General features: G+C 66.1%; 24 protein-coding genes. 8 read left to right on the top strand and 16 right to left on the bottom strand.

The genetic code is table 11. From position 1 onward, the window contains the following. Positions 1-58: 58 nt before the first annotated feature. Positions 59-1,618, bottom strand: coding sequence for a trimethylamine methyltransferase family protein (locus ACMUJL_RS17960; RefSeq protein ID WP_375571994.1), 1,560 nt, complete (start codon positions 1,616-1,618; stop codon positions 59-61). A 122-nt stretch (positions 1,619-1,740) separates the two neighbouring features. Then, positions 1,741-2,430 carry an HAD family hydrolase gene (locus ACMUJL_RS17955; RefSeq protein WP_068289426.1) on the bottom strand — a complete coding sequence of 230 codons (690 nt, stop codon included), beginning with the start codon at positions 2,428-2,430 and terminating at the stop codon, positions 1,741-1,743. A 137-nt stretch (positions 2,431-2,567) separates the two neighbouring features. Between ACMUJL_RS17955 and ACMUJL_RS17950 the strand changes: the two genes are divergently transcribed. Next, positions 2,568-3,023, top strand: coding sequence for a MarR family winged helix-turn-helix transcriptional regulator (locus tag ACMUJL_RS17950; protein ID WP_068289461.1), 456 nt, complete (start codon positions 2,568-2,570; stop codon positions 3,021-3,023). A 15-nt stretch (positions 3,024-3,038) separates the two neighbouring features. Here ACMUJL_RS17950 and ACMUJL_RS17945 read toward each other — a convergent pair whose 3' ends face one another. Next, the gene (locus tag ACMUJL_RS17945; RefSeq protein ID WP_068289423.1) at positions 3,039-3,323 is read right to left on the bottom strand and encodes a DUF3572 domain-containing protein; all 285 of its coding nucleotides are present in this window, start codon (positions 3,321-3,323) and stop codon (positions 3,039-3,041) included. 99 nt (positions 3,324-3,422) lie between these two features. Here ACMUJL_RS17945 and ACMUJL_RS17940 point away from each other — a divergent pair, with 99 nt between their 5' ends. Next, positions 3,423-4,877 (top strand): diguanylate cyclase, encoded by a 1,455-nt coding sequence (locus tag ACMUJL_RS17940; protein ID WP_068289420.1) that lies wholly within the window; start codon positions 3,423-3,425, stop codon positions 4,875-4,877. Between the two features lie 18 nt (positions 4,878-4,895). Here ACMUJL_RS17940 and ACMUJL_RS17935 read toward each other — a convergent pair whose 3' ends face one another. From ACMUJL_RS17935 to ACMUJL_RS17920, 4 genes are all read right to left on the bottom strand, one after another. Further along, complete coding sequence (locus ACMUJL_RS17935; protein ID WP_375571997.1) at positions 4,896-5,450, bottom strand: periplasmic heavy metal sensor; 555 nt, start codon at positions 5,448-5,450, stop codon at positions 4,896-4,898. 2 nt (positions 5,451-5,452) lie between these two features. Beyond that, entirely contained in the window at positions 5,453-5,833 is a 381-nt protein-coding gene (locus tag ACMUJL_RS17930) for a hypothetical protein (protein ID WP_068289414.1), read from the bottom strand. Continuing rightward, positions 5,826-6,410 carry an RNA polymerase sigma factor gene (locus tag ACMUJL_RS17925; RefSeq protein ID WP_375571999.1) on the bottom strand — a complete coding sequence of 195 codons (585 nt, stop codon included), beginning with the start codon at positions 6,408-6,410 and terminating at the stop codon, positions 5,826-5,828. Before ACMUJL_RS17925 ends, ACMUJL_RS17930 begins: the two co-directional genes overlap by 8 nt. A 103-nt stretch (positions 6,411-6,513) precedes the next feature. Beyond that, positions 6,514-7,050 (bottom strand): EF-hand domain-containing protein, encoded by a 537-nt coding sequence (locus ACMUJL_RS17920; RefSeq protein ID WP_375572001.1) that lies wholly within the window; start codon positions 7,048-7,050, stop codon positions 6,514-6,516. 351 nt (positions 7,051-7,401) lie between these two features. On the opposite strand from ACMUJL_RS17920, the gene ACMUJL_RS17915 reads away from it, so the two are divergent. Beyond that, the gene (locus ACMUJL_RS17915; protein WP_375573838.1) at positions 7,402-7,743 is read left to right on the top strand and encodes a DUF983 domain-containing protein; all 342 of its coding nucleotides are present in this window, start codon (positions 7,402-7,404) and stop codon (positions 7,741-7,743) included. Between the two features lie 24 nt (positions 7,744-7,767). Continuing rightward, positions 7,768-8,472 (top strand): NUDIX hydrolase, encoded by a 705-nt coding sequence (locus ACMUJL_RS17910; RefSeq protein WP_416914374.1) that lies wholly within the window; start codon positions 7,768-7,770, stop codon positions 8,470-8,472. Here ACMUJL_RS17910 and ACMUJL_RS17905 read toward each other — a convergent pair. Further along, complete coding sequence (locus ACMUJL_RS17905; protein ID WP_375572005.1) at positions 8,435-9,337, bottom strand: EamA family transporter; 903 nt, start codon at positions 9,335-9,337, stop codon at positions 8,435-8,437. The two genes, ACMUJL_RS17910 and ACMUJL_RS17905, sit on opposite strands and share 38 nt — an antisense overlap. Positions 9,338-9,358: 21 nt before the next feature. Further along, positions 9,359-10,273, bottom strand: coding sequence for a fatty acid desaturase (locus ACMUJL_RS17900; protein WP_375572007.1), 915 nt, complete (start codon positions 10,271-10,273; stop codon positions 9,359-9,361). 105 nt (positions 10,274-10,378) lie between these two features. On the opposite strand from ACMUJL_RS17900, the gene ACMUJL_RS17895 reads away from it, so the two are divergent. Then, positions 10,379-11,239, top strand: coding sequence for a helix-turn-helix domain-containing protein (locus tag ACMUJL_RS17895; protein WP_375572009.1), 861 nt, complete (start codon positions 10,379-10,381; stop codon positions 11,237-11,239). A 12-nt stretch (positions 11,240-11,251) separates the two neighbouring features. Here the strand turns inward: ACMUJL_RS17895 and ACMUJL_RS17890 are convergent, their stop codons facing one another. From ACMUJL_RS17890 to ACMUJL_RS17870, 5 genes are all read right to left on the bottom strand, one after another. Continuing rightward, positions 11,252-11,773 (bottom strand): lipocalin family protein, encoded by a 522-nt coding sequence (locus ACMUJL_RS17890; RefSeq protein WP_375572011.1) that lies wholly within the window; start codon positions 11,771-11,773, stop codon positions 11,252-11,254. An 88-nt stretch (positions 11,774-11,861) separates the two neighbouring features. Next, the gene (arsJ, locus tag ACMUJL_RS17885) at positions 11,862-13,112 is read right to left on the bottom strand and encodes an organoarsenical effux MFS transporter ArsJ (RefSeq protein WP_375572013.1); all 1,251 of its coding nucleotides are present in this window, start codon (positions 13,110-13,112) and stop codon (positions 11,862-11,864) included. Next, a complete protein-coding gene (locus ACMUJL_RS17880) occupies positions 13,109-14,119 on the bottom strand; it encodes an ArsJ-associated glyceraldehyde-3-phosphate dehydrogenase (protein WP_375572015.1) in 1,011 nt (336 codons plus the stop codon). Before ACMUJL_RS17880 ends, arsJ begins: the two co-directional genes overlap by 4 nt. Further along, the gene (locus ACMUJL_RS17875) at positions 14,116-14,970 is read right to left on the bottom strand and encodes a metalloregulator ArsR/SmtB family transcription factor (protein ID WP_375572017.1); all 855 of its coding nucleotides are present in this window, start codon (positions 14,968-14,970) and stop codon (positions 14,116-14,118) included. The genes ACMUJL_RS17880 and ACMUJL_RS17875 overlap by 4 nt, the downstream gene beginning before the upstream one ends. 65 nt (positions 14,971-15,035) lie before the next feature. After that, positions 15,036-16,082, bottom strand: a complete 1,047-nt coding sequence (locus ACMUJL_RS17870) for an aldo/keto reductase (RefSeq protein WP_375572019.1) — start codon at positions 16,080-16,082, stop codon at positions 15,036-15,038. 108 nt (positions 16,083-16,190) lie between these two features. Here ACMUJL_RS17870 and ACMUJL_RS17865 point away from each other — a divergent pair, with 108 nt between their 5' ends. The 3 genes from ACMUJL_RS17865 (at position 16,191) to metG (ending at position 19,969) form a co-directional block, all read left to right on the top strand. Then, positions 16,191-16,823 carry an ImuA family protein gene (locus tag ACMUJL_RS17865; RefSeq protein WP_068289387.1) on the top strand — a complete coding sequence of 211 codons (633 nt, stop codon included), beginning with the start codon at positions 16,191-16,193 and terminating at the stop codon, positions 16,821-16,823. A 126-nt stretch (positions 16,824-16,949) separates the two neighbouring features. Then, on the top strand, positions 16,950-18,173 hold the full coding sequence (locus tag ACMUJL_RS17860) for an MFS transporter (protein WP_375572021.1): 1,224 nt from the start codon (positions 16,950-16,952) through the stop codon (positions 18,171-18,173). Between the two features lie 74 nt (positions 18,174-18,247). Further along, entirely contained in the window at positions 18,248-19,969 is a 1,722-nt protein-coding gene (gene metG / locus ACMUJL_RS17855) for a methionine--tRNA ligase (RefSeq protein ID WP_375572023.1), read from the top strand. A gap of 121 nt (positions 19,970-20,090) precedes the next feature. Here metG and ACMUJL_RS17850 read toward each other — a convergent pair whose 3' ends face one another. Together ACMUJL_RS17850 and ACMUJL_RS17845 are read right to left on the bottom strand one after the other, a co-directional pair. Beyond that, positions 20,091-23,285 (bottom strand): efflux RND transporter permease subunit, encoded by a 3,195-nt coding sequence (locus ACMUJL_RS17850; RefSeq protein ID WP_375572025.1) that lies wholly within the window; start codon positions 23,283-23,285, stop codon positions 20,091-20,093. Continuing rightward, complete coding sequence (locus ACMUJL_RS17845; RefSeq protein ID WP_375572027.1) at positions 23,282-24,211, bottom strand: efflux RND transporter periplasmic adaptor subunit; 930 nt, start codon at positions 24,209-24,211, stop codon at positions 23,282-23,284. Before ACMUJL_RS17845 ends, ACMUJL_RS17850 begins: the two co-directional genes overlap by 4 nt. Between the last annotated feature and the right edge of the window lie 174 nt (positions 24,212-24,385).

Below are 24,385 nucleotides of genomic sequence, written 5' to 3'. Positions count from 1 at the left end.
CACGGCGCCCCCCCCGCCCTCGGAGGAAGGGAGCAGCCACAGGTTCCGCGTCCTGCGATCAGAAATCCGTCGGCGCACCGCCTTCGGCCTTGCGGCGGCTGACGAAGGACAAAAGCTCCTCATGGACGGCCACATCCATCGGCGGGGCTTCGAATTCCGCCATGATCTGACGATAAAGCCCATGCGCACGCTCGTGGGTCCAGACCGCCCCCGCGATATCCCAGGCCTCGTAGTTGCGCCAGTCGGACAGGAAGGGTTGATAGAACGCCTTTTCATAGCGGTCCTGCGTATGCTGGATGCCGAAGAAATGCCCCCCCGGCCCCACCTCGCGGATCGCCTCGAGCGCCAGATCCTCGGGCGTGGTGGCGAAGGTCGCAGGCTCCATGTAGCGCTGGATCTGCTGCAGCAGCTCGCAATCCATCACGAATTTCTCGGGGCTGGCGATCAATCCGCCCTCCAGCCAGCCAGCCGCGTGATAGACCATATGCGTGCCCGATTGCACCGCCGCCCACAGGCTGTTCGATGTCTCCCACATGGCCTGACCGTCGGGGATATTGGCCGCGCAGACCCCGGATGAGCGCATCGGCAGGCCGTAGAAGCGTGCCAATTGCCCGGTCATCTGGGTGGCGCGCATGTATTCGGGCGTTCCAAAGGCGGGCGCGCCCGATTTCATGTCCACATTCGAGGTGAAAGTACCAATCGCACAGGGCGCGCCGGGCCGGATCCACTGGGCCAGCGCAATCGCGCACAGCCCCTCGGCCAGGCTTTGCGCCACCGCCCCCGCCATCGTCACCGGCGCCATGGCCCCCGCCAGCGTGAAGGGTGTCACCACAAGGCCCTGCCCCCGCCGCGCCAGCCGGATCCAGCCATCCAGCATCGGGATGTCATGCTTCAGCGGCGAGGTGGAGTTGATGTTGGTGAACATCTTCGGGCTTGCGTCGAATTCCTCATGGCTATGCCCGCCCGCGATGCGGACCATCTCCATCACATCCTCGACCCGCTCCTTGCCCAGGCTATAGGCATGGGCGACCTTGTCGGTCAGGGTCAGCGTATCATAGAGCACGTCAAGGTGCCGGACCGAGGCATGCACGTCCACGGGTTCCACCGGATAGCCCCCGATGAAGTGGATGCAGTTGAAATACTGGCTGAGTTTTAGCAGGTCGCGGCACATCTCGCGGGTGCCGGACAGCTTGCGCCCCGTCGCCATGTCCCAGTAGTTCGGCGGGGAAGAGACATTGCCGAACAGGATGTGATCGCCCCCGATGGTGATCTGCCGATCAGGGTTGCGCGGCGTGATGGTCCATTGCTTCGGCGCACGCTCCAGCATTTCCATCACGAAATCGCGGCCCATGCGGACATTCTCGCCCTGCACGGTGCACCCGGCCTCGCGCAGGATGTCCAGCGCCTCGTGGTTCAGGAACTCGATCCCGATATCTTCCAGGATGAACATCGCCGCCTCGTGGACGGCCTGCACCCCCTCGGCGGTCAGGGGTTCGATGGGCCGGTCCGTGTTGACCGGCAGGCGCCATGGCATCTGCTCGATCACGGCCTTGCCGCGACGGGTCGCATGCCCTGCGCGGCCACCGCTGCGTTTCCTGCGAAGCACCTCTTCCGTCATCACGGCCTCCTCGTCTGTCGGAAGACCAGCAAACTACCGCCACGCCCCGCGCGCCTTTCCGATTGCGACCGAAGGCGTCGTTTTTCACGAATGATCTGCGCAAGACGCATGTGGTGACGGGATCAGGCGTCGATCCAGGCCGGGATATGACCGATATCGGGCAGAACCGCATCCGCCAGGGGTGACAGGTCCGCAGCCAGCGCCGTGCCGGTCAGCACGCCAAGGGTCTGCATCCCCGCCCGCCGGCCCGCCAGAAGGTCATGATGGCTGTCGCCCACCATGACCACGCGCGCAGGCTCCAGCCCGGTCTCGCGGCAGAAGGCCAGCAGCGGCGCGGGATCGGGTTTCGCGCCATGGCCACTGTCGAAACCGGCCACGAAATCGAAATGCGCCAGCACCCCGGCCGTGCCAAGATGCGCCAGTGCCCCGGCCTCGGTATCATTGGTGATCACGCCCAGCGCCAGACCGCGCGCGGCCAGCCCGGTCAGGTAAGGGTCCAGCGGCACCGCCGGGGCCAATGGCGCCATGGCGGCCCGCAGGCTCAGGAAACTCTCGATCTCGGCGACATCCCGGTCCGGCAAGGCCGTGCCGATCGCCTCGGCGGCCTCGCGGTTGGTGCCTGCGATGATCGGGCTGTCCGGGCGAAAGGCGCGCGCCTGCAGATCGAAGACTGCCGCATCGGCAATGCGTTGGGCCAGGGCCGCATCGCCCGCCGCCAACTCGTCGATCACCCCGAGCGCCCAGACATCCCACGTCGCCCGGAAGTCGAACAGGGTGCCGTCCTTGTCGAAGATGATCCCGTCTATGCGCATGCTTGCCTCCTGCCCATGCTCCGGCAGTTGCCACATCCTGCGCCCGCCGTCCCGCTCCTAAGGTGGCTGTGTGACACTGCGGTTACAAGCCCTTCCCGTGCTTGACTTTCGCGGGCCGATCCTGTGGCTTGGCCGGCATGGACAGCACCGGACCCTACCGCCTTCATGCCTCGCTGGGCTATCATCTTTCCGTCGCCGCGCGCCAGCAGGAGCGGCGGCTTGACGAGGCCTTGAAAACACTTGGCCTGACGCGCACCACCTGGTGCGTGCTTCTGGCCGTGGGAAACGAGGGGTTGTCCCAGCCCTCGGACATCGCGGGGTTCGTTGGCATCGACCGCACCGCCACCAGCCGGGCCCTACGCCAGATGGAGGCCGACGGCCTTCTGGCACGCTCCAGCGGCACCGAGGACCGGCGCACCCGCCGCGTCGAACTGACCCCGGCAGGCTGCGCCGCGATCGAGGCGGCAACCCCCTTTGCACGGCTCAACGCCACGATCATGGCCGATCGTCTGGCGCCGGGCGAGCAAGAGGTGCTGATCACGCTGCTGACCAAGCTGCGCCCCGAGGATGACGCGCCTCTCAACACGCTCTGATCACGCCGAACGCCATCAGGTCCAGTGCATCTGCGCGCCACCCGGCAAGGCCGCGCGCGCCCGCATCGGCGCGTCATAGGGCTGACGCGCGGCATCGCAGAACGCGATGACCCATGCATCCTCCAGCATCAGGAAATCCAGCAGTGCCCCCAGGAACGCGGGGTCCGCGGCGCCTGCGCGCAAATCGTCGATACTGGCGCCGCTTGCGGCCATGAACTGGCCCAGAACCTCGTCATTGCCGGCCATCCAGCCCAGCGCTTCGATCGCCAGCATTTCGGCCTTTTCCTGCTCGGATTTCATTTTGTTCAGCCCGGAAAGAAATTTTTAACCAGTTTCAGTAGAGACTGCGGGAACACGGTTGGCAAGTGGCCCGCCGCCCGCTTCCTGAGGCTGAGGACCATGCCCGGCAAAATCCTGATCGTGGATGACATTCCGACAAACCGCATCCTGTTGCGGGTCCGGTTGACGGCGGCGTTCTACGACGTGCTGCAGGCCGCAACCGGTGCCGAGGCCCTGGAAGTGATTGACCAGCAGGCACCGGACCTCGTGCTGCTGAGCGCGGGTTTGCGCGATTGCCACAGCCTTGATCTGTGCCGCCGCATCACCGGCTTTGCCGATGGCCCCGCCCCGGGGCAGCAGGATGTCGCCCCGCTGGAACTGCCGGATGCGCCCCCGGCACCGCCGCCCGTGCTGATCCTGTCCCCCCATGCCGATCATGACCTGCGCCTGCAGGCGCTGGCCGCCGGGGCAGAGGATCTGCTGGCTTTTCCACTGGACGACCTGCTTTTGCAGGCGCGCCTGCGCAGCCTCATGCGGGTCGGCGACAGCCTGCAGGAATCGCATCTGCGCAGCGGAACCAGAAAATCACTCGGTTTTGCCGAAGACACGCAGGACTTCGTCACCCCCGCGCGCATCTGCATCCTGACCGATCCCGGCCTGCGCGAACTGACCTGGCTTCGCGGTCTGAACACCCTGCCCCACGGCATCGTCAGCCGACATGACAGCCGCAGCTTCTTGCGCGATGTCAAGGCCGAGACGGCCCCCGACCTCTGCGTGATCGTGCTGGACCGCAGCGTGTCGTCGCCCGGACTGCGGCTTTTGTCGGAACTGCGCGCCCATCCCGAAACCCGCCATGCCGCCGTCATGGTCATCCTGCCCGAGGCGGACAATCACATGGCCGCGGACGCGCTTGATCTTGGCGCGGGCGATGTGGTCGCGGGTCGGTTCGATCCGGCCGAACTGGGCCTGCGGATCGCCAGCCAGATCAGGCGCAAACGCATGGCCGATCAGCTGCGCAGCACCCTGCGCGACGGCATGCGCGCGGCAGTGACGGACCCGCTGACCGGTCTTTACAACCGCCGCTATGCGCTGCCGCACCTGATGCGCATGGCGGACCACGCCAACCGCAGCGGGCGACGTTTCGCGGTGATGCTGGCGGATCTGGACCATTTCAAGCGGATCAACGATCTTCATGGCCATGCCGCGGGCGATGCCGTCCTGATCGAAGTGGCGCAGCGTCTGCGCGCCAATCTGCGCGCGGTCGACCTGATCGCGCGCATCGGCGGCGAGGAATTCCTGATCGCGCTGCCCGACACCAACAGGACCGAGGCGCGGGTGGCCGCGCGCCGCCTGTGCCGCATGGTCGCGCAGGACCCGATCGATCTGCCGGGACAGGGCCTGTCCGTCACCATGACGGTCAGCATCGGCGTCGCCATGGGCCATCGCCCCCTGCCGCTGCCGTCCGATCCCCTGCCCCAAACTGTCGAAACCCTGCTGCACCGGGCCGACAAGGCGCTTTATGGGGCCAAGGCCTGCGGGCGCAACCAGGTGACGATCAGCAATACCGCGGCCTGAGCGCGGACACAAAGCCGTTCAGTCGCGCGGTGCCTCGTCGCGCGCATTACGGCGCTGTTCGCGCCAGCTGTCGCGCCGTTCCAGCCGCTCTTCCAGCCTGTCGGCAAAGGCGGCGCGCGCGGCGGCATCCATCCCGGCAATGCGCTGCAACAGCAGCTCCTGCCCGATCTGCTGACGCTCCAGCCCCGCCTGGAACTGCCTTTCGACGATGACCTGCACGGCGGCCGGATCATAGGGCGTGGCGCGCAGTGCCTGCACGACGGCATCGAAATCGGCGCGGATATCGGCGCGCGTCGGCTGTCCCTCGGCCTGCATGGCGCGCATCTCGCGCCAGATGGCGCGCCGATCCTCACGGCTCAACGCGCCGGTATAGGGACCACCGAACTGATCGCTGCGCACGGACGCCCTGTCGCGTATCGCGTCATGGCGCAGCGCCGCGCCGATCGCGAGGCCCGCAACCGCAAGGTTCAGCGCCAACGAGACGAAAAGCACCACCTTGATCCAGCCGCGCCGGGGCGCGCCCGTCGCGGTGCCGGGGCCTGTCGGGGATGCGGGATCGGTCGGATAGGTCATGTTCAGCCCTCGCTCAGGTCCATGGCGATGTCGAAATCCAGCTCCGGCATCAGGTCGACAAGATAGGTATCCGTGCTCTGGCCAAGCACGGCGGTCGCCAGATCCGCAAGCCCGGCCGGTGCGGCAATCCCGAAGGCCAGCCCCATCACGCCCGCCGTCGCAAGCCCCCCCAGCGCGGGCCAGCCGCCCAGCGCCTCGCGCAGCTGCGCCCATGCGCCGGGGCGCGGCAAGGCGCGCGGCGCGGCAACAGGTTGCGCGGCAAGGGCATCGGCCAGAACCCGTGCCATGAGCGCATCCGACGGTGTCGGCTCCATGCGCCGTGCCGCTTCGAAAAAGCTCTCCAGCCCGTCATCATCCCGGTCTGTCTTGCGCTCGTCAGTCATCCTCATACCCCAATTCTGCGCGCTGGCCCGAAAGGGCCGCCGTCAGCGCGCGTTTGCCCCGGGCGACCAGACTTTCGACCGCCTCGGCGCTGATGTCCATGATCCCGGCAATCTCGGGATTGCCCAGACCCTCAAGGTGCCGCAGCACGACCGCCTGTTTCTGCCGCTCCGGCAAGGCTGCCAAGGCCTGCTGCAAGGCCGCAGCCCGCGCCTTGTCCTGCAAGAGGCCCGCTGGCCCCTGCGCATCGTCCTCGGGCTCGGGCACGCTGTCCAGGGCGACACCGCGCCTTTTGCGCAGGCGGTCGGTGGCCAGGTTGGCCGTCACCCGGTAAAGCCAGGTCGTGACCTTCGCCTCGCCCGCGCGCCAGTCCGGCGCGATCCGCCACAGGCGCAACAGCGCCTCCTGCGTGACATCCTCGGCCTCGGCCCGATCGCCCAGAAGCCGCATGGCATGGGCATGCACCCGTGGCGTCAGCCGCAGCGTCAGCGCCCGCGCCGCCGCCGCATCACCCAGGGCGAAGCGGCGCAGCAGCACGTCATCTGCCAGATCCGAGGGGGCATCGAAAACCATTGTCATCGTCCCTCCGGCCTATCCTGTCCCTGCCGTTTCGGCAATCGGGTGACATGTCCAGGTGGAATGGCCCCTCGGGGCCATTCCAGATCAGCCACAGGGGTGTCGATCAGTCGTTTTGCCCCCGGTGATGCCCGTCACGGTGATGCCCGTCACCACGCCGATGCGCGCTGCGCATCTCGCGGGCGGCCTCGAACTCTTCACGCGACAGCGCGCCGTCCTCGTCCTTGTCCAGACGCGACAGCATCCGCGCGAACTGATCGCCCTCGCGGGGGCCTGCGCGCATTTCCTCGGCCGACAGCTTGCCGTCGCCATCCCGGTCCATCCGCTCGATCATGCGCGCGCTGCGCTCTGCCATGCGCGCGGTCGTGCGGGCCAGCATCTGCGCCTGCATCTCGTCCGCGTCCAGCAGGCCGTCCTTGTCGGCATCGGCCTCTTCGAAGCGCAGGGCGGCATGGGCCTGCATCTCCCCGGTCGTGATCTTGCCGTCGGAATCGGCGTCGATATCCTCGAACGGCAGCATCATGACCCGGTCGCCCCGGTGTTCCGCTCGGCCGGGCTTGTCATCGGATGCGGCGATCGCGGCCAATGCCGTGCCGGCAAGGGCAAGGGCGGTCAGGCTGGATATCAGAACAGTGCGTTTCATCTTGATCTCTCCGGTTTGATGGCGGGGCCGGGCATGGGTGCCCTTGCCGCCTGTTGTGCCTGTATTACGGGGCGGCTGGCCGCTTCCGTCGCGGCGGGCGAAACTTTTTTCGCCCCAGCCCGCGTGCCGCCGGGCATCGGCAGGTTTTTGCGACATGTAGACGCGGGACCGGGATCGCCGCTTTTCAAGCACCGCGATTTGACAGATGGTCGCGCCTTCACAGACCCCGAGGCGACCATGACCAACCACAGCCATCACGCGATGACGGATCCGCAGACAGAAACGTTTTCGGATCAGGCGGCGATCACCGAGACTGCGCAGAAACCGTCGACCCGCGAAACCTGGCCCGCGATGTGGAAGGGCTGGCGCGGCAAATGTCCCAATTGCGGCAGTGGTCCGCTGCTGAAGGGCTACCTGTCGGTGCGCAAATCCTGCCCCGTCTGCCGCGAGGAACTGCACCATCACCGCGCCGATGACGGCCCGGCCTACCTGACGATCCTGTTCGTCGGTCACCTGATGGCGCCGCTGCTCCTGTTCGTCTTCGAGACATGGCGCCCCGAGCCCCTGATCCTGTTCAGCATCTTCGCCCTTGGCTCTGTCGCACTATCGCTCTACCTTCTGCCCAGACTGAAAGGGGCGATCGTGGGCCTGCAATGGGCGCGGATGATGCACGGGTTTGCCAAGGCAGCGTGACCCTTTCGCCGTGAAAGGGACCAGATGAGCATCGACAAGACTGCGATCCGCAACGCCTCGACCGTGATCGTGCTGCGCGACCGATTCAATGACCCCCATGTTCTGATGGGGCAGCGCGGATCGAAAGCGGCCTTCATGCCGGACAAATTCGTGTTTCCCGGCGGCGCCGTGGACGATGCCGATCGCGCCGTGCCGCTGGTCACGCCGCTGCCGGATCTCTGCGCGGGGCGGCTGTGCGACGATGCGCCCCCCGATCTTGCCCATGCGCTGGCCGCCGCCGCGATCCGCGAGTTGTGGGAGGAAACGGGTCTGGTGCTGGGGGCCAAGGGCCTCTGGACCAGCCCGCCGCCCGATTGGCAGACATTTGCCGCCACTGGCCACATGCCCGCGGCCCATCCGCTGCAATTCGTGTTCCGCGCCGTCACCCCGCCGGGCCGCCCGCGCCGGTTCGACGCGCGCTTTTTCCTTGTCGATGCCGATGATCTGGCCAGCGATCCCGATGATTTCAGCGCCGCCTGCGACGAGCTTTCGCATCTGCAGTGGATCCCGCTGCCGCGCGTGCGCGAATTCGACCTGCCCTTCATCACCGAGGTCGTGCTGGCCGAGGTCGCGGCAAGGGCCAAGGAAACCGCGCCCCCCGCAAGCGTGCCCTTCTTCAAGAACAACGAAGAGGAAAGCCTGTTCCTGCGCCTTAAAGGAATAGGACCAGTGACAGGACGCTCGCACTGATCAGGGCGATGCCCGCCGCCTCGCGGCGGGTGAACCTTTCATTGAAGAACAGGATCGACGCGGCCAGCGAAAAGATCAGCTCGATCTGGCCTACGGCCTTCACATAGGCCACGTTCTGCAGCGTGAAGGCGGTGAACCAGCACAGGCTTCCGGCCATCGAGGTCAGACCGATCCAGACCGCGCGGCGCCAAACAAGGATGACGGCACGGATCTGCCCCGGTTCGCGCCAGCGTAGCCAGAGCGTCATGGCGATGGTCTGCGAGGCCGTCACCGCCGCCAGCGTGACCATGGCGCGCAGAAAGGGATCGTCGCTGGCCAGTTCCAGCGATGCGCCCCGATAGGCCACGCTGGATACGGCAAACAGCGCCCCCGCCAGCAACCCCAGCCCCGCCGCGCGCGAGGCGATGCGCCGGATCCAGTTTCCCGTCAGCCCCGGCGTGCCCGACAGCACCAGCACCCCCACCAGCCCCAGCAGGATCGCGGCCAGCCCGGCGGGCGTCACCCCTTCGCCCAGCACCACAAGCCCGGCAAAGGCGGTCAGAACCACCTCGGTATTCTTGAAGGTGATGCCCACCGCGAAATTGCGCTGCCGGAACAGGGCCACCACGCAGATCGTGGCGAGGATCTGCCCCAATCCACCCAGCAGCGCATAGCCCCAGAAAAGACCCGACAGCGCAGGCAGCGCCAGCCCCTGCAATCCCAGGTAGACCGCCACCAGCAACAGCACCAGCGGCGAGGAATAGATGAACCGCGCAAATGTCGCGCCCGCAGTGGACAATGCCCCCATGCTCAGCTGTTTTTGCAGCATGAAGCGCGCGGTCTGAAACCCCGCGGCAAGGACAGTGGCGATGACCCATGTTTCCATGGGGCCACTCATGCCGTCAAATCAGGGCCTGCGCCAGAGGGGATGCGGCACCGGGTCCTTGGCCTTGAACAGGTAGCGCCGGAAAATCGCGCCATAAGACGGGAACATGTAGCCATCGTTGCGGGCCAGGTACCTGTCCCGGTTGGCGAAATAGAGACCCGGCAACCTGTACCACGGCAGTCTGGGATGCATGTGATGCACCACATGCAGGTTGTTGTTCAGAAAGAGAAACGCCAGCAGGCCGCGATCCTCGATGATCACCGTGCGCCCGCGCGCGCGCAGATGGGCCTGATGTTCAAGGAAGGTGCGGATCTTGAGGATCGAGATCGCCGCATAACTCGACAGCACAAAGGCCCAGACCGGCATCTGCCCCAGGGCCGCCATCCACCCGATCACCAGCCCCAGCGCCGGGATATGCCACAGCCAGCCGCGCAGAACCGTGCGCTCACCGGCGCGGATCGCGCGCCAGTCGGCCGCCATGAAGGCCACCTGGCTGACCACAGGGCCGATCAGCAGCCGCCCCACAAGGCGGTTGTTCAGGTTCAGTACCGCCTGCACCCATGGCGGAAGGCGATCCCAGACAGCGGGATCAAGGTAATTGCTTTCGGGATCGTCATAGGGATCGGTCAGGATCGCATCGCGGTGATGCGCCAGATGGGTGTCCCGAAACCGGATATAGGGGATGCACAGGGTCAGCGCCGGAAACACCAGCGCCTCGTTCAGCCACCCGAAGCGCGTGGGATGTCCGTGCAGCGCCTCGTGGCACAGCGAGGAATGCAGCGCCGCCGCCAAGGCCACCATCACCATGCCCAGCGGCAGAAACCATCCCGCCGCCCATGTGGTGCCGATGCCCCAGACCGCATAGCACAGGGCCAGCAGGGCCAATGTTGGCCATTCGATGGATTTTCCCGAAACGCCCTGCGCGCGACTGCTCATGAAGGCCCGTCTTTTCCTTGTTTTCCAAGGCTTAATCCGATGGCTTGCAGGTTTGAATTCGGGAAATGATTAACAATTCTCGACAAAGGTGATAATAGTGAACACATGAGTGAAAAAATAGACAAACGGCAGCGCGCCACACAGTTCCGCCAACGCCTTGCCCTCGCGATGGAGCGCAAGGGCGTGAACCAGAGCAGCATTGCCCGCCGGATCGGGGTGGACCGCTCGACCGTGTCGCAACTGCTGGGCGGCGATGGGGCGCGCCTGCCCAATGCGCAGGTCGTGGGCGAATGCGCGGCCGCACTGGGCGTGTCGGCGGATTGGCTCTTGTCGCTGTCGGACAGGCCCGAAACCGCCGCAGACCTCATGGCGATCTCGCTCTCGCTGACCGAAGCGCCCCGCGCCCTTGTCGATGAACAGATCTTCAGCTGGCACCGCGAGGCTGCAGGCTACAAGATCCGCCATGTCCCCGCCGCCCTGCCCGACATGCTCAAGACACGCGCGCTGCTGGAATGGGAATATACCCCCCATCTGGGCCGCACGACGGAACAGGCGATCAATGCCTCGCAGGACCGGCTGGACTGGATGCGGGGGGCGCATTCGGATTACGAGATCGCCCTGCCCCTGCACGAAATGGAAAGCTTCGCCCTCGGCACGGGCTACTATGCGGGCCTTTCCCCGACGCTGCGGCGCGAGCAGATCGACCGGTTCATGGCGCTGAATGCGCAATTCTACCCCGGCCTGCGGCTTTACCTGTTCGATGCGCGCCGCGTCTATTCCGCCCCGATCACCATCTTCGGCCCGCTTCTGGCGGTGCTTTACGTTGGCCGCAACTACGTGGCCTTCCGCGACAGCGAGCGCGTTCAGGCCTTCACCCGTCATTTCGATCACCTCGTGCGCGAGGCCAGCATCTCGGCCCGTGACCTGCCTTTGCATCTGCAGGCGCTGCGCGACCAGATCACGTGATCCGCGGGCGACTTAACGGACGGTCTGCAGCCGCGTCATGTCATAGCCGTACCAGTCAAGGATCTCGCGCGCGGCACGCAAACGGTCAGGGGCAGGTGCTGCACTGCGATCAAGGATGAAGCCCCGCGACCCCGAGGGCGTGCCAAGGACAGCGGTGCGGAACCCTTCATCGACCCATAGCACCCACAGATCCCCCGGCGGCGTGTCCTGCCCGCGCGGACGCAACCGCCCCGGTGCCACAAGGTCATAGACCTCGCGCCGTGTCGCCCCATCCGTCCCGGTGATATCGGCCACGATCTGCCCGGTGGTCGCGGGGCGGTAAAGATGCCGTTCGGGCGCGACGGCCTGCCCCGGTGCCGCAAAGGCCGCGACCTGCACCCATTCCCCCAGAAACAGGGCCGTATCGAACCGCTGGGTCGAGGCGAACGACGCGCCCGGATCACGAAACCCCCGCTCGGGCATGGGCGCATTGCACGCGGCCAGAAAGGCCAGCATCAGCAGGCCGGACAAGGGGCGAAACAGGGAAATCGGCATGACACTCCACTCCGGGCGGACCGAAGCCGCCACAGCCGCACCCTAAGGGCGCGCGTGGTGGCCGCGCAAGCGATTGCAGACGGTGCGGTCAGGCAAATCGCAGCCGTCGCACCGCCCACCAACTGGCCGCCGCCATCGCCCCCGCCGTGACCAGACACAGCGCGACACCGCCCAATTGATAGGACAGACCCGACAGCAATGTGCCCAGCAACCGCCCGGCGGCGTTGGACATGTAATAGAACCCCACGTCCATCGTGACCCGCTCATCGGTGCTGAAGGCCAGGATCAGGTAGGAATGCACCGATGAATTGATCGCGAAGACAAAACCGAAGACCAGCAGCCCCGCCACCAGCGACAGCGTCAGCCAATCGGCCGGCGCGCCGGCCGCAACGGCCAACCCCGCCAGCACCAGCGGGATCGGCACCAGAAGACCCGCCCAGCGGATCGCCTGCGCCACGATCTGCTCTTCGGGTCGCTTGGCCGCGCGCAGGATGCGCGGCGCGGACCCCTGCACCGCGCCATAGGCGATGATCCAGACCGCCATGAACCCGCCGATCAGGAAAAACGCCGCCCGCGCACCCTCGGGCGTGCCATCCGACAGGACCGACTGGAAATAGACGGGAATGCCCACCACGAACCACACATCGCGCGCCCCGAACAGGAACATCCGCGCCAGCGACAGCCGGTTGATCCGCGCATCGCGCGACCAGACCTGCGTGAATTTCGCATCCTTGCGCCCCTGTGGCAGGCCCTGCGGCATGAACAGCACAACCGCCTGCAGGATCACCGCCAGAACGCCCGCCATCGCCCAGACCGCGGGCACGAAACCCACCAGCCCCAAAAGTGCCGCCCCCAGGAAAAACCCCAGCCCCTTGACCGCGTTCTTCGATCCGGTCAGCCAGGCCACCCAGCGGAAAAGCCCGCCGTCCGCCTTGGGCGCCAGCAGCTTGACGGCCGATTTCGACGCCATCTTGGACAGGTCCTTGGCCACGCCGGAGGCCCCCTGCACCGCCATCACGAACACGACCGAGGCCGCCACCGTCCACGTCGGATCAAGCTGCGCCAGTGCCGCCAGTGCCGCGATCTGCACGGCCAGACCCGCGTATAGCGTGACCGTCAGCCCGAAGCGCGCGGCGATCCAGCCCGCCGACAGGTTGGTGACGATCCCCGCCACCTCATAGAGAAGAAACAACCAGGCCAGCTGCACCGGGCTGAACCCCAGCCCGTTGAAATGCAAAAGCACCAGCATGCGCAGCGCGCCATCCGACAGCATGAAGGCCCAATAGGCCGCCGTCACCGCCACATAGGCGCGCAAGCCGTCGGGGGCGGTCTGGCTCACATCGCCCCCGCGACCATGCGGGCGATATCGGCCATGCGGCAGGCATAGCCCCATTCGTTGTCATACCAGGCATAGACCTTCACCTGCGTGCCGTTCACCACCATGGTCGAGGGCGCGTCGATGATGGCCGAGCGTGGATCACCGCGATAGTCACAGGACACCAGTGGCCGCTCCTCATAGCCCAGGATGCCCGCCAGAGCGCCTGCGGCGGCGGTCTTGAACAACCCGTTCACCTCTTCCACGGTGGTGGCCCGCTCCATTTCGAAGACGCAATCGGTGATCGAGGCATTCAGCAGCGGCACCCGCACCGCGTGACCGTTCAACCGCCCCTTCAGTTCGGGATAGATCAGCGTGATCGCCGTGGCGCTGCCGGTGGTGGTGGGGATCAGGTTGGTCAGCGCCGAACGGGCGCGCCGCATGTCCTTGGCGGGGCGATCCACGATGGTCTGCGTATTGGTTACGTCATGGATTGTCGTGATTGATCCGTGCCTTATACCAAGACTCTCATGCAGAACCTTCACCACCGGCGCCAGGCAGTTCGTCGTGCAGCTGGCCGCCGTCACTAGGTCGTGCTGCACCGGATCGTAAAGGTCATGGTTCACCCCGTAGACCAGGTTCAGCGCCCCCCCATCCTTGACCGGGGCCGAGACGATCACCTTCTTCACCCCCGCTGCATAATAGGGCGCGACCTTGTCGGCGGTCTTGAAGACGCCCGTGCAATCCAGCACTAGGTCGATGCCCAGCACGGCCAGCGGCAGATCCTCGATCCGCTTTTGCGCCGTCACCTGCATCCGCTGCCCGTTCACGGTCAGGCTGTCGGCATCATGGGCGATATACCCCCGCCAGCGGCCATGCACGCTGTCGAACTCCATCAGCAGCGCATGCTGTTCGGGGGTGCCGGCGGGATCGTTCAGCAGGACAATCTCGCCCAGCGCCGGATCATCCGCCAGGGCGCGCAACAGCAGCTTGCCGATGCGGCCAAACCCATTCAGCGCGATACGAGTCATGCGTTTTTTCCTTCCAGAACCGCGTCGCGGCCAATGTCGTCGATGTGTTTTTGCAAACTGATCCGGTCCAGCGCATCCATGGGCAGCGCCACGAAGGCAGCGACCCTGCGGCGCAGCGCATCAAAGGCCGTGGCGAAGGCCAGCGCCTGCTCGGCCTCGGATCCGGTTTCCTTGACGGGATCGGGGATGCCCCAATGGGCGCTCAGCGGATGGCCCGGCCAGGGCGGGCATTCCTCGGACGCGGCCCGGTCGCAGACGGTAAAGACGAAATCCATCCAGGGCGCGCCCTCGCCCTCGAATTCGGTCAGATCCTTCGAGCGCAGCGCTTCCGTCGCGAACCCTGCCCGCTCCAGCAGGGCGACCGCACGCGGATGTGGTGCGCCGCGCGGAACGGTGCCCGCGGAAAAGGCGCGGAAGCGCCCTTGCCCCATGTCGTTCAGAAGCGCCTCGGCCATGATCGACCGCGCGGAATTGCTGGTGCAAATGAACAATACGTTGAACATGCCCTTCTCCTGTCCGTTGAGGGACTGCATTTCGGGTCCCGTCAGATGGGCGCAGACCTCTGGCCGCCCACGACAACAGTCATCGACGAGAAATGTGACAAGCATACCCGCGCGTTCCAGATTGACGCTGTAGTAGAGCGAGCGCCCCTCGCGGGTCGCGCGGATCAGCCCCGCGCGCTCAAGGTCGGACAGGTGATGCGACAGCGTGTTCTGCTTGAGGCCCAGCGCCTCGGCGATCTCGGTCGGGCGCACACCCTGGGGCATGTGACGCATCAGCAGCCGAAAGACCGACAGGCGCCCGGCATGGCCAAGCGTGGCGAAAGCGGTGATGGCGAGATTCGTATCCATAATTCCTAAATACCGGAATTATGGATACGATCAAGTGCGATCCCGTGCGATATGGCGAAAACCGATCAGTAGGGCAGCGGATGCGCCCGGTGGATCTGATCGATGCGCGCGGCCAGCCCTTCGGGCAGGACCATTCCGGCGCCCGCCAGCACATGCTCAAGCTGCGCCTGTGTCGTGGCGCCGAAGATCACCGATGTCATGAAGGGCCGCGCCGCACACCAGGCCAGCGCCATATGCACCGGGTCCAGCCCGTATTCCGCCGCAAGATCCAGATAGGCCGCCACGGCCAGATGCGCGCGTGCGGTATCGCGCCCGCCAAGATCTGGGTTCAGCGTCCTGCGCGATCCTTCCGGGGTGGCCCCGTCCCGGTACTTGCCGGTCAGAAGCCCGGTCGCCAGCGGCGAAAAGGCCAGCAGGCCCACATCCTCGTTCACGCTCATCTCGGCCAGATCGGTGTCATACATCCGGCACATCAGCGAATATTCGTTCTGGATCGAGGCCGCGCGCGGCCAGCCGCGTTCCTGGGCGATCCGCACCCATTGCGTGGTGCCCCAGGCGCTTTCGTTGGACAGGCCGAAATGGCGGATATTGCCCTTCTCGACCTGCTTTTGCAGCGCCTCCAGCGCATCCTCCATATGGGCGATGGTGTCGGCCCGGTTCTGGCCCGAGGGATCATAGCCCCAGTTGCGCCGGAACATGTAGGATCCGCGATTGGGCCAGTGGAACTGGTAAAGGTCGATCACGTCGGTCCGTAGCCGCTTCAGCGATCCTTCGACCGCCTGCGGAATCGTGGCCGATGAAATCGGCGCGCCGTCGCGCACATGGGCCATGCCTGCGCCGCTGTGCTTGGTCGCCAGAACATAGTCGCCGCGCCGCCCCGGATTGGCGGCCTGCCAGTTGCCGATCACCTCTTCGGTCAGGCCGATCGTCTCCTTGGCGACCGGGTTCACCGGATACATCTCGGCCGTATCGATGAAATTGATACCGTGATCCAGCGCGGTCTCGATCTGGCGGTGGGCATCGATCTGCGCCGTCTGGGTGCCCCAGGTCATGGTCCCCAGGCACAGTTCGCTGACCATCAGGCCGGTGCGCCCCAGTGGATTCATCTTCATCGCGGCTCTCCTTGCTTGGCATGTCGCGGGCGACCCTAGCGCTTTTTGCGGCAGGGTCACCCCTGAAATGGATATTGGAACAAAACAGGAACATGCTAGACTGCAGCCATGACGATTCCCCTGAACCCCACCCTGCTGGCCCGCGCGCCACACCGTCCGCGCCCGGCCCTGGCCCTGGCCGATGACATCTGCCTGACCCTGGCCCGCCTGCACGAGGCCTGCGGCCCCGCAAGGCGCAGCTTTGCCATCTGGCTGGCGGGCATGGTGCAGCACCGGCACACGGGCCCGGTGATCTGGATCGCGCCGCGCCACCTGCCCGACCGGCCCAACCCAGACGGCATCGCAGGCCTGGCCCGCCCCGAGGGTTTCGTGCATCTCACCCCCCAGCGCCCCGAGGATCTGCTGTGGTGCATGGAGGAATCGCTGCGCAGCGGCGCCGCCCCCCTTGTGATCGCCGACCTGCCCGGCCCACCCGGTCTGACGCCCGTGCGCCGCCTGCATCTGGCCGCCGAAACCGGCGCCGCCGAAGGCGTCTTTGCCCCCCTTGGCCTGATCCTGACCCCGGACACGGGCGGCGCGCCGGGGGTCGAGACCCGCTGGCACATGGCCCCCGCCCATACCCCGGCAAGCCAAGGCTGGAGCCTGCGCCGCCTGCGCGCCCGTCAGGACCCGCCAAGGGACTGGCAATTGCACGGCCCCGCCCATGCCGCCACGGGACCGATCCGCATCAAGGCTGCCTGAGCATTCGAGGGACAGCGAAAGGGCGCGCGCCTGACGCTGCATCGTCGTTCAAATACTCGGGCCATGGCCCGCAAAAGGCGCGCAAGCCCCCTTGTCATCCCCGACAGGATGGGCAGGACTGGCCCCATGCGCCTGATGATCTCTTTCGCGGCCCTCTTTCTGTCGGTCATCCTGCTCCAGCTCTCGACCGGGGGCGTGGGGCCGCTGGATGCATTGTCGGGACTGACGCTTGATTTCACCAATGCCCAGATCGGCCTTCTGGGCTCGGCGCATTTCCTGGGGTTCTTCATCGGCTGCTGGTGGGCGCCGCGCCTGATGGGCACGATCGGCCATTCGCGCGCCTTCGCCGCCTTCACCGCAACCGGCGCGATCGGTCTGCTGGCCCATATGCTGGTGATCGACGCCTATGCCTGGGCGCTGATGCGCGTGGCCTCGGGCCTCTGCGTGGCCGGCTGCTACACGGTGATCGAGGCCTGGCTTCAGGCCAAGCTGACCAACGAGACGCGCGGCCGCGCCATGGGCACCTACCGGGTCGTGGACATGGGGGCATCATTGGTGGCCCAGATGCTGATCTCGGTGCTCGAACCGGCCTCCTACGTGTCCTACAACCTGTTGGCGCTGCTGTGCTGCGCGGCCCTTCTGCCGATCACCCTGACCCGCACCGCCGAACCGGACACCCCGACCGCGCTGCGCCTGCGCCCGATGCTGGCGGTCACCCGCTCGCCGCTGGCGGCGGCCGGGGTTGTGGTCGCCGCCCTTTCCAGCGCGTCGTTTCGCATGGTGGGGCCGGTCTATGGCCAAGGCGTGGGACTGGCGGTGGACCAGATCGCCTGGTTCCTGGCCGCTTTCGTGGCGGGCGGCGCCTTGGCACAATACCCGGTGGGCTGGCTGGCCGACAAATACGATCGCCGCTGGGTGCTGATCTGGCTTTCGGTCGCCTCGATCCTCAGTTCGGCCCTGACCGCGCTGACCGGCGATCTGGGCACCACGGGCGTGCTGCTGACCGCCACGCTTTTCGGGGCCACGACCTTTCCGATCTATTCGGTGGCCGCCGCCCATGCCCATGATTTCGCCGAAGCCTCGGAACGGGTCGAGCTGTCGGCGGCGCTGATGTTCTTCTTTGCGCTCGGGGCCATCGCGGCCCCGCTCATGGCCTCGGGGCTGATCGAGGCATATGGCCCCTCTGCCATGTTCGTCATGATCGGCGCAGGTCATGCGGTGCTGGTGATTTTCGGCCTGATCCGCATGCGCATGCGTCCGCGCGCCGCGCAGCGCACGCCATATGTCTGGGCGCCGCGCACCTCCTTCCTGATCGGCCGGCTGACCGGGCGCACCCGCGACGAGGACTGAACCCGCAAGCCGCCGCTGGAACCCTGCCGCGCCTTGCGCTAAGGAAGGGCCAATCCGGACAAGGGCACAAGAACATGGCACGGCATCTGATCACCTCGGCGATCCCCTACATCAACGGGATCAAGCATCTGGGCAACCTGGTGGGCAGCCAGCTGCCCGCGGACCTCTATGCACGCTACCAGCGCGGGCGCGGCCACGAGGTGCTGTTTCTCTGCGCCACCGACGAACACGGCACCCCGGCCGAACTGGCCGCCGCCAAGGCGGGCAAGCCTGTTGCCGTCTATTGCGCCGAGATGCACGAAGTGCAGGCCGAAATCGCGCGCGGCTTCCGCCTCAGCTTCGATCACTTCGGACGCTCCTCCAGCCCGCAGAACCACGCGCTGACCCAGCATTTCGCAGGCCGTCTGGCCGAGGCCGGTCTGATCCGCGAAGTCTCCGAGACACAGATGTATTCGAAGGCCGATGGCCGCTTCCTGCCGGATCGGTATATCGAGGGCACCTGCCCCAACTGCGGATTCGAAAGCGCGCGCGGCGATCAATGCGACAACTGCACCAAGCAGCTGGACCCGGTGGACCTGATCAACCCGCGCTCGACCATCTCGGGATCGACCGATCTGGAACAGCGCGCGACCAAGCATCTCTACCTGCGCCAGAGCGCGATGCGCCAGCAGTTGCAGGACTGGATCGACAGCAAGACCGACTGGCCGATCCTGACCACGTCGATTGCCAAGAAATGGCTGAACGATGGCGACGGCCTGCAGGATCGTGGGATCACCCGCGACCTGGACTGGGGCATTCCCGTCAAGAAGGGCGATCAGGACTGGCCGGGGATGGAGGGCAAGGTCTTCTATGTCTGGTTCGACGCGCCGATCGAATACATCGCCTGCGGTGCGGAATGGGCCGAGGCGCAGGGCCTTGGCGCAGAGGGCTGGGAACGCTGGTGGCGCACCGACAAGGGCGCAGGTGACGTGACCTATACCCAGTTCATGGGCAAGGACAACGTGCCCTTCCACACCCTCAGCTTTCCGGCCACGATCATCGGCTCGGGCGAGCCGTGGAAGCTGGTGGATTACATCAAGTCCTTCAACTACCTCAATTACGACGGCGGCCAGTTCAGCACCTCGCGCGGGCGCGGCGTCTTCATGGACCAGGCGCTGGAGATCCTGCCCGCCGATTACTGGCGCTGGTGGCTGCTGTCGCACGCGCCCGAATCCTCGGATGCCGAATTCACATGGGAAAACTTCCAGGCAAGCGTGAACAAGGACCTCGCGGACGTTCTGGGCAATTTCGTCAGCCGCATCACCAAGTTCTGCCGCGCGAAATTCGGCGAGGCCGTGCCGCAGGGCGGCACCTGGGGCGAACAGGAAACCGCCCTGATCGACACGCTGACCGCCCGCATCCGCACCTACGAGGCGCTGATGGACGCGATGGAGGTGCGCAAGGCCGCGCAGGAGTTGCGCGCGATCTGGGTGCTGGGCAACGAATACCTGCAATCTGCCGCCCCTTGGGTCACCTTCAAGGAAGACCCCGGACGCGCCGCCATGCAGACGCGCCTGGGCCTGAACCTGATCCGGCTTTACGCGGTGCTGTCCGCGCCCTTCGTCCCCGATGCAGGTGCCACGATGCTGGCGGCCCTTCACAGCGACGATGCCGCATGGCCCGAGGGGGATCTGGGCGAATGGCTCTCCGCCCTGCCCGCCGGCCATGCCTTCACAGTGCCCGAGGTCTTGTTCGGCAAGATCACGGACGAGCAGCGCGAGGATTGGCAGACCCGCTTCGCCGGCATCCGCACCTGAAAAAAGGGCAGGCCCCCAAAAGGCCCGCCCGCTTCTTCTTGCCTAAAATATCCGCAGGGGGATCGTTGAACAGCGCGCTGCGCTGTTCAACGTAGGGGGGATGCATCCCCCCGGCCTGCCCTCAGGTCTTGAACACCCGGTAGATCGCCGGGATCACCAGAACCGTCAGCAGGGTCGAGCTGAACAGACCGAACAGCAGCGACAGCGCCAGGCCCTGGAAGATCGGATCGGCCAGGATCACCGTCGCGCCGAACATCGCGGCAAGCGCCGTCAGCAGGATCGGCTTGAACCGGATCGCGCCCGCCTCGATCAGGATATCCACGGGCGACTTGCCCGCAGGGTCCGTGTGGCGGATGAAATCCACCAGGAGGATCGAGTTGCGCACGATGATCCCCGCCAGCGCGATGAAGCCGATCATCGAGGTGGCCGAGAATGGCGCGGCCCACAACCAGTGTCCGACCATGATACCCAGGAAGGTCAGCGGCACCGGCGTCAGCACCACCAGCGGCACCCGGAAGGATCCGAACTGCGCCACCACCAGCACGTAGATGCCCAGCAGCGCCACGCCGAAGGCTGCCCCCATGTCGCGGAACGTGACCCATGTCACCTCCCACTCCCCGTCCCACAGGATCGTGGGGCGGCTGTCATCCATCGGCTGGCCGTTCAGCAGGACAAGGGGTTTTTCGCCCTCGGCCCAGTCCATCGCGTCCAGCGCCTTGCCCACTTCGACGATGCCGTAAAGCGGCGCCTCGAAACGGCCCGCCAGTTCGGCCATCACCATCTCGGCGGGCCGACCGTTGCGGCGGAAGACCGGATAGGACATCACCTCTTCCTCGATCCGCACCACATCACCCAGCTCGACCACGCCGCGCGCGCCGGGCAGCACGTTGGCGGGGATCGGCGTGGACAGGAACCGCTCGTCCATCACCCGGTCAGACAGGTCGCGCGCCACGGTGATCGGGATCGGGCGGCGCCCGTCCTCGCGATGCGAATAGCCCACGGTCGTCTCGCCATTCAGGATGCCGATCGTGTCGAACACATCCTGTTCCTGCACCTGGAAGAATTCCAGATCATCGGGCGAGATCACGGCCCGCAGACGGCGCGGCGGCTGGCCGAAACTGTCATCCACATCGACGATGAAATCGATGCTCTCGAAGGCCATCCGCAGCTTGGCGGCGGTCTCGCGACGGGCCTCGGGCGTGGGGCCATAGACCTCGGCCAGCAGCGTCGCCATGACGGGCGGGCCCGGCGGGGGTTCGACCGTCTTCAGGCTTGCGCCCTCGGGCAGGTCCAGCGCCTTCAGCCTCTCGCGCAGTTCCAGCGCGATCTCGTGGCTCGATCTTGCACCATGGCCCACCTCGGACAGGTTGATCTGCACATCGCCCATATGGGGCTCGGCCCGCAGGAAATAATGGCGCACCAGCCCGTTGAAGTTGAACGGTGCCGCCGTGCCCGCATAGGTCTGCACGCTGACAACCTCGTGCAGATCCATCGCGATCCGCGCCACCGATTGCGCCACCGCATCCGTCGCCTCGACCGATGTGCCCTCGGGCATGTCGATCACCACGGCCAGTTCCTTCTTGTTGTCGAAGGGCAGCAGCTTGACCGTCACATGTTGCGTGTAAAGCAGCCCGAGCGAGCCGAAGGACAGCACCGCCGTCACCAGCAAAAAGGCCAGGCTACGCCCCTTGGTCGCCAGAACGGGCCGGGCGACACGGGCGAACAGACGCCCGAGGAAGCCGCCATCGGCCCCGTCGTGACCATGCATCGGCGCCTTGCCCGCGATTTTGACCATCAACCAGGGCGTGACCATCACCGCGATGAAGAACGAGATGATCATCGCCGCCGAGGCCACCGCCGGGATCGGGCTCATGTAGGGGCCCATCAGGCCGGACACGAACAGCATCGGCAACAGGGCCGCCACCACCGTCAGCGTGGCGACGATGGTGGGGTTGCCCACCTCGGCCACGGCGTCGATGGCGCGGGTCACGCGGTCGCGCCCGTCCTTCATGCCCCAGTGGCGGGCGATGTTCTCGATCACCACGATGGCGTCATCGACAAGGATGCCGATGGAGAAGATCAGCGCGAACAGCGACACCCGGTTCAGCGTGTAGCCCATGATCCAGGCACCAAACAGCGTCAGCAGGATGGTCACCGGGATCACCACCGCGACCACGATGCTTTCGCGCCAGCCGATGGCGACCAGCGTCAGCACGATGATCGACAGCGTCGCCAGGAACAGCTTCAGCAGCAGCGTATCGGCCTTTTCCTTGGCCGTCTCGCCATAGTTGCGCGTGATCTCGACCGCGACGCTGTCGGGGATCAGCGTGTCCTGCAGTGCGGCGGTCCGCGACAGGATCTGTTCGGCCACGACCACCGCATTGGACCCGGCACGCTTGGCGAAGGCCAGCGTGACGGCGGGGCTGCGGCTGATCGTGCCATCCTCGGCGCGGGTCACATGGCCCGCGATCCGGTCGGACATGTCCGGCACGAAGTCGATCGTCGCCACATCGCCAACATAGACCGGACGCGCGTCGCGCGTGGTCAGCAAAAGCCCCGCGATTTCCGCAGGCGCGGTCAGGTTTTGGCCCGCCACAAGGCCGATCTGCTCGCCCCCGTCGCGCACGCGGCCCGCAGCCATCGTGCGATTGGCCGATTGCACCTTGCCCGCCAGCTGTTGCAGCGTGATGCCATACATCGCCATGCGTTCCGGGTCCGGCGCGATGCGGATCGCCTCGGACGCCTCGCCCACCACATAGCTCAGCCCCACATCTGCTACGCGCGACAGATCGGCCCTCAGTTCACGCGCCAGCCGCGTCAGGTCATTGGCGCTGACCTCGGCCCCTTCGGCGGCGGTCAGGGTCAGGGTCACGATGGCCACATCGTCAATCCCCCGCCCAATGATCAGGGGTTCGGGGATTCCCACGGGGATGCGGTCCATATTGGCGCGCACTTTTTCATGCACGCGCAGGATCGCCGCATCGGACGGGGTGCCCACCTCGAACCGCGCGGTGATCATCGCGCCGTCATCCATCGTCTGTGAATAGACATGTTCGACGCCGTTGATCGCCTTGACGATGGTCTCCATCGGTTCGGAGACCAGGCGCACCGCATCCTCGGCCTTCAGGCCCGGTGCCTGCAGCAGGATATTGACCATCGGCACCGATATCTGCGGCTCTTCCTCGCGCGGAACAACCATCAGCGCGATCAGGCCCATGGCAAGTGCGGCCAGCATGATCAGCGGGGTCAGGGGCGAGCGGATGAAACCCCTGGTCAGGTTCCCCGCGATGCCCAGCGATTGCGGTTTGTCGGTCATGGCAGCACCACCGTCTCGCCTGCGGCCAGACCCGAGAGGATCTCGCGCAGAACGACGCCGTCCCGTTCGTGGCGCTGGCCCAGCATCACGGCCCGCTCGCCATGATGCGCGCCCTCGACCATCACGAAATCCAGCCCGGCGCGGGTGGTCACGGCGCTTTCCGGCACCAGCAGCACATCGCGCTGGCCGACCGCAAGGCGCACCAGCACGCGCGCATCCACGAAACCTTCGGCCAGCCCTTCGACCGCCACATCGGCGATCACGCGGCCATTCTCGATCTGCGGATAGATGCGCGCCAGACGGCCCGTCGCCCCCTCATCCGCGCCATCGATCTGGATCTCGTCGCCTTCGCGCAGGGCGCGGGCGTGACGCTCGGGAATGGCCAGCCGCAGGAAGAAACCGCCGCCGCCAATCGTCGCCACGGCCTCGCCCGGCATCACCACGGCCCCGGCTGCCGCCGGAACCGTCAGCACCAGCCCGGCAATCGGCGCGAGCACATCGCCCTCGGTTGCCTGCTGCACGACAACCGACCGTTCGGCCCGCGTGGCATCCAGCTGCCCGTTCAGCACATCGACCTGCGTGCGCAGCGCATCCAGCCGCTGCACGGTTGTCACACCACGCTGCAAAAGCGCCTCGCCGCGCTCCAGCTCGACCTGGGCATTCTCAAGCTGCGATTGCAGCGATTGCAACTGCGCATCGATGGCACGCAGGCGCAGGTCCAGCTTGTCATCGACGACCCGCGCCAGAACCTGCCCCGCCGCGACCCGGTCGCCTTCGACCACGTCAAGCGAGACAAGCGTGCCGCCCAGCCGGGCGCGCGCCGGCAGACGGGTCTGCGCCTCGATCTGGGCATAAACCGCTTTCCAGTCGGTAACCGGTTGCGGGGTCACGATCAGGGATTCGGCCTGCACCAAGGGTGCCGACATCAAAAAACCAATCAGAGCAAAGACTTGCGCTTTCATATGCGCCTCCATGGGGTCCTGCTGGCCCGGTGTTGGGCCAATTTCATATTCCATATAGTGAATATTTGAATCCGGCACAATGGTATGGGGCAATGAAACATGCCCCGCCCATACATGATCGAACCCACCTCACCTTGT

This window comes from Seohaeicola sp., assembly GCF_048006315.1.
In the GTDB taxonomy this organism is placed as follows: domain Bacteria; phylum Pseudomonadota; class Alphaproteobacteria; order Rhodobacterales; family Rhodobacteraceae; genus Seohaeicola.
This window is presented reverse-complemented; position numbering and strand designations above follow the sequence as displayed.

Bases quoted from the DNA above. Each gene is read 5' to 3' on its own strand.
- ACMUJL_RS17960 (WP_375571994.1), bottom strand. From the start codon at position 1,618: ATGACGGAAGAGGTGCTTCGCAGGAAACGCAGCGGTGGCCGCGCAGGG.
- ACMUJL_RS17955 (WP_068289426.1), bottom strand. From the start codon at position 2,430: ATGCGCATAGACGGGATCATCTTCGACAAGGACGGCACCCTGTTCGAC.
- ACMUJL_RS17950 (WP_068289461.1), top strand. From the start codon at position 2,568: ATGGACAGCACCGGACCCTACCGCCTTCATGCCTCGCTGGGCTATCAT.
- ACMUJL_RS17945 (WP_068289423.1), bottom strand. From the start codon at position 3,323: ATGAAATCCGAGCAGGAAAAGGCCGAAATGCTGGCGATCGAAGCGCTG.
- ACMUJL_RS17940 (WP_068289420.1), top strand. From the start codon at position 3,423: ATGCCCGGCAAAATCCTGATCGTGGATGACATTCCGACAAACCGCATC.
- ACMUJL_RS17935 (WP_375571997.1), bottom strand. From the start codon at position 5,450: ATGACCTATCCGACCGATCCCGCATCCCCGACAGGCCCCGGCACCGCG.
- ACMUJL_RS17930 (WP_068289414.1), bottom strand. From the start codon at position 5,833: ATGACTGACGAGCGCAAGACAGACCGGGATGATGACGGGCTGGAGAGC.
- ACMUJL_RS17925 (WP_375571999.1), bottom strand. From the start codon at position 6,410: ATGACAATGGTTTTCGATGCCCCCTCGGATCTGGCAGATGACGTGCTG.
- ACMUJL_RS17920 (WP_375572001.1), bottom strand. From the start codon at position 7,050: ATGAAACGCACTGTTCTGATATCCAGCCTGACCGCCCTTGCCCTTGCC.
- ACMUJL_RS17915 (WP_375573838.1), top strand. From the start codon at position 7,402: ATGTGGAAGGGCTGGCGCGGCAAATGTCCCAATTGCGGCAGTGGTCCG.
- ACMUJL_RS17910 (WP_416914374.1), top strand. From the start codon at position 7,768: ATGAGCATCGACAAGACTGCGATCCGCAACGCCTCGACCGTGATCGTG.
- ACMUJL_RS17905 (WP_375572005.1), bottom strand. From the start codon at position 9,337: ATGGAAACATGGGTCATCGCCACTGTCCTTGCCGCGGGGTTTCAGACC.
- ACMUJL_RS17900 (WP_375572007.1), bottom strand. From the start codon at position 10,273: ATGAGCAGTCGCGCGCAGGGCGTTTCGGGAAAATCCATCGAATGGCCA.
- ACMUJL_RS17895 (WP_375572009.1), top strand. From the start codon at position 10,379: ATGAGTGAAAAAATAGACAAACGGCAGCGCGCCACACAGTTCCGCCAA.
- ACMUJL_RS17890 (WP_375572011.1), bottom strand. From the start codon at position 11,773: ATGCCGATTTCCCTGTTTCGCCCCTTGTCCGGCCTGCTGATGCTGGCC.
- ACMUJL_RS17880 (WP_375572015.1), bottom strand. From the start codon at position 14,119: ATGACTCGTATCGCGCTGAATGGGTTTGGCCGCATCGGCAAGCTGCTG.
- ACMUJL_RS17875 (WP_375572017.1), bottom strand. From the start codon at position 14,970: ATGGATACGAATCTCGCCATCACCGCTTTCGCCACGCTTGGCCATGCC.
- ACMUJL_RS17870 (WP_375572019.1), bottom strand. From the start codon at position 16,082: ATGAAGATGAATCCACTGGGGCGCACCGGCCTGATGGTCAGCGAACTG.
- ACMUJL_RS17865 (WP_068289387.1), top strand. From the start codon at position 16,191: ATGACGATTCCCCTGAACCCCACCCTGCTGGCCCGCGCGCCACACCGT.
- ACMUJL_RS17860 (WP_375572021.1), top strand. From the start codon at position 16,950: ATGCGCCTGATGATCTCTTTCGCGGCCCTCTTTCTGTCGGTCATCCTG.
- metG (WP_375572023.1), top strand. From the start codon at position 18,248: ATGGCACGGCATCTGATCACCTCGGCGATCCCCTACATCAACGGGATC.
- ACMUJL_RS17850 (WP_375572025.1), bottom strand. From the start codon at position 23,285: ATGACCGACAAACCGCAATCGCTGGGCATCGCGGGGAACCTGACCAGG.
- ACMUJL_RS17845 (WP_375572027.1), bottom strand. From the start codon at position 24,211: ATGTCGGCACCCTTGGTGCAGGCCGAATCCCTGATCGTGACCCCGCAA.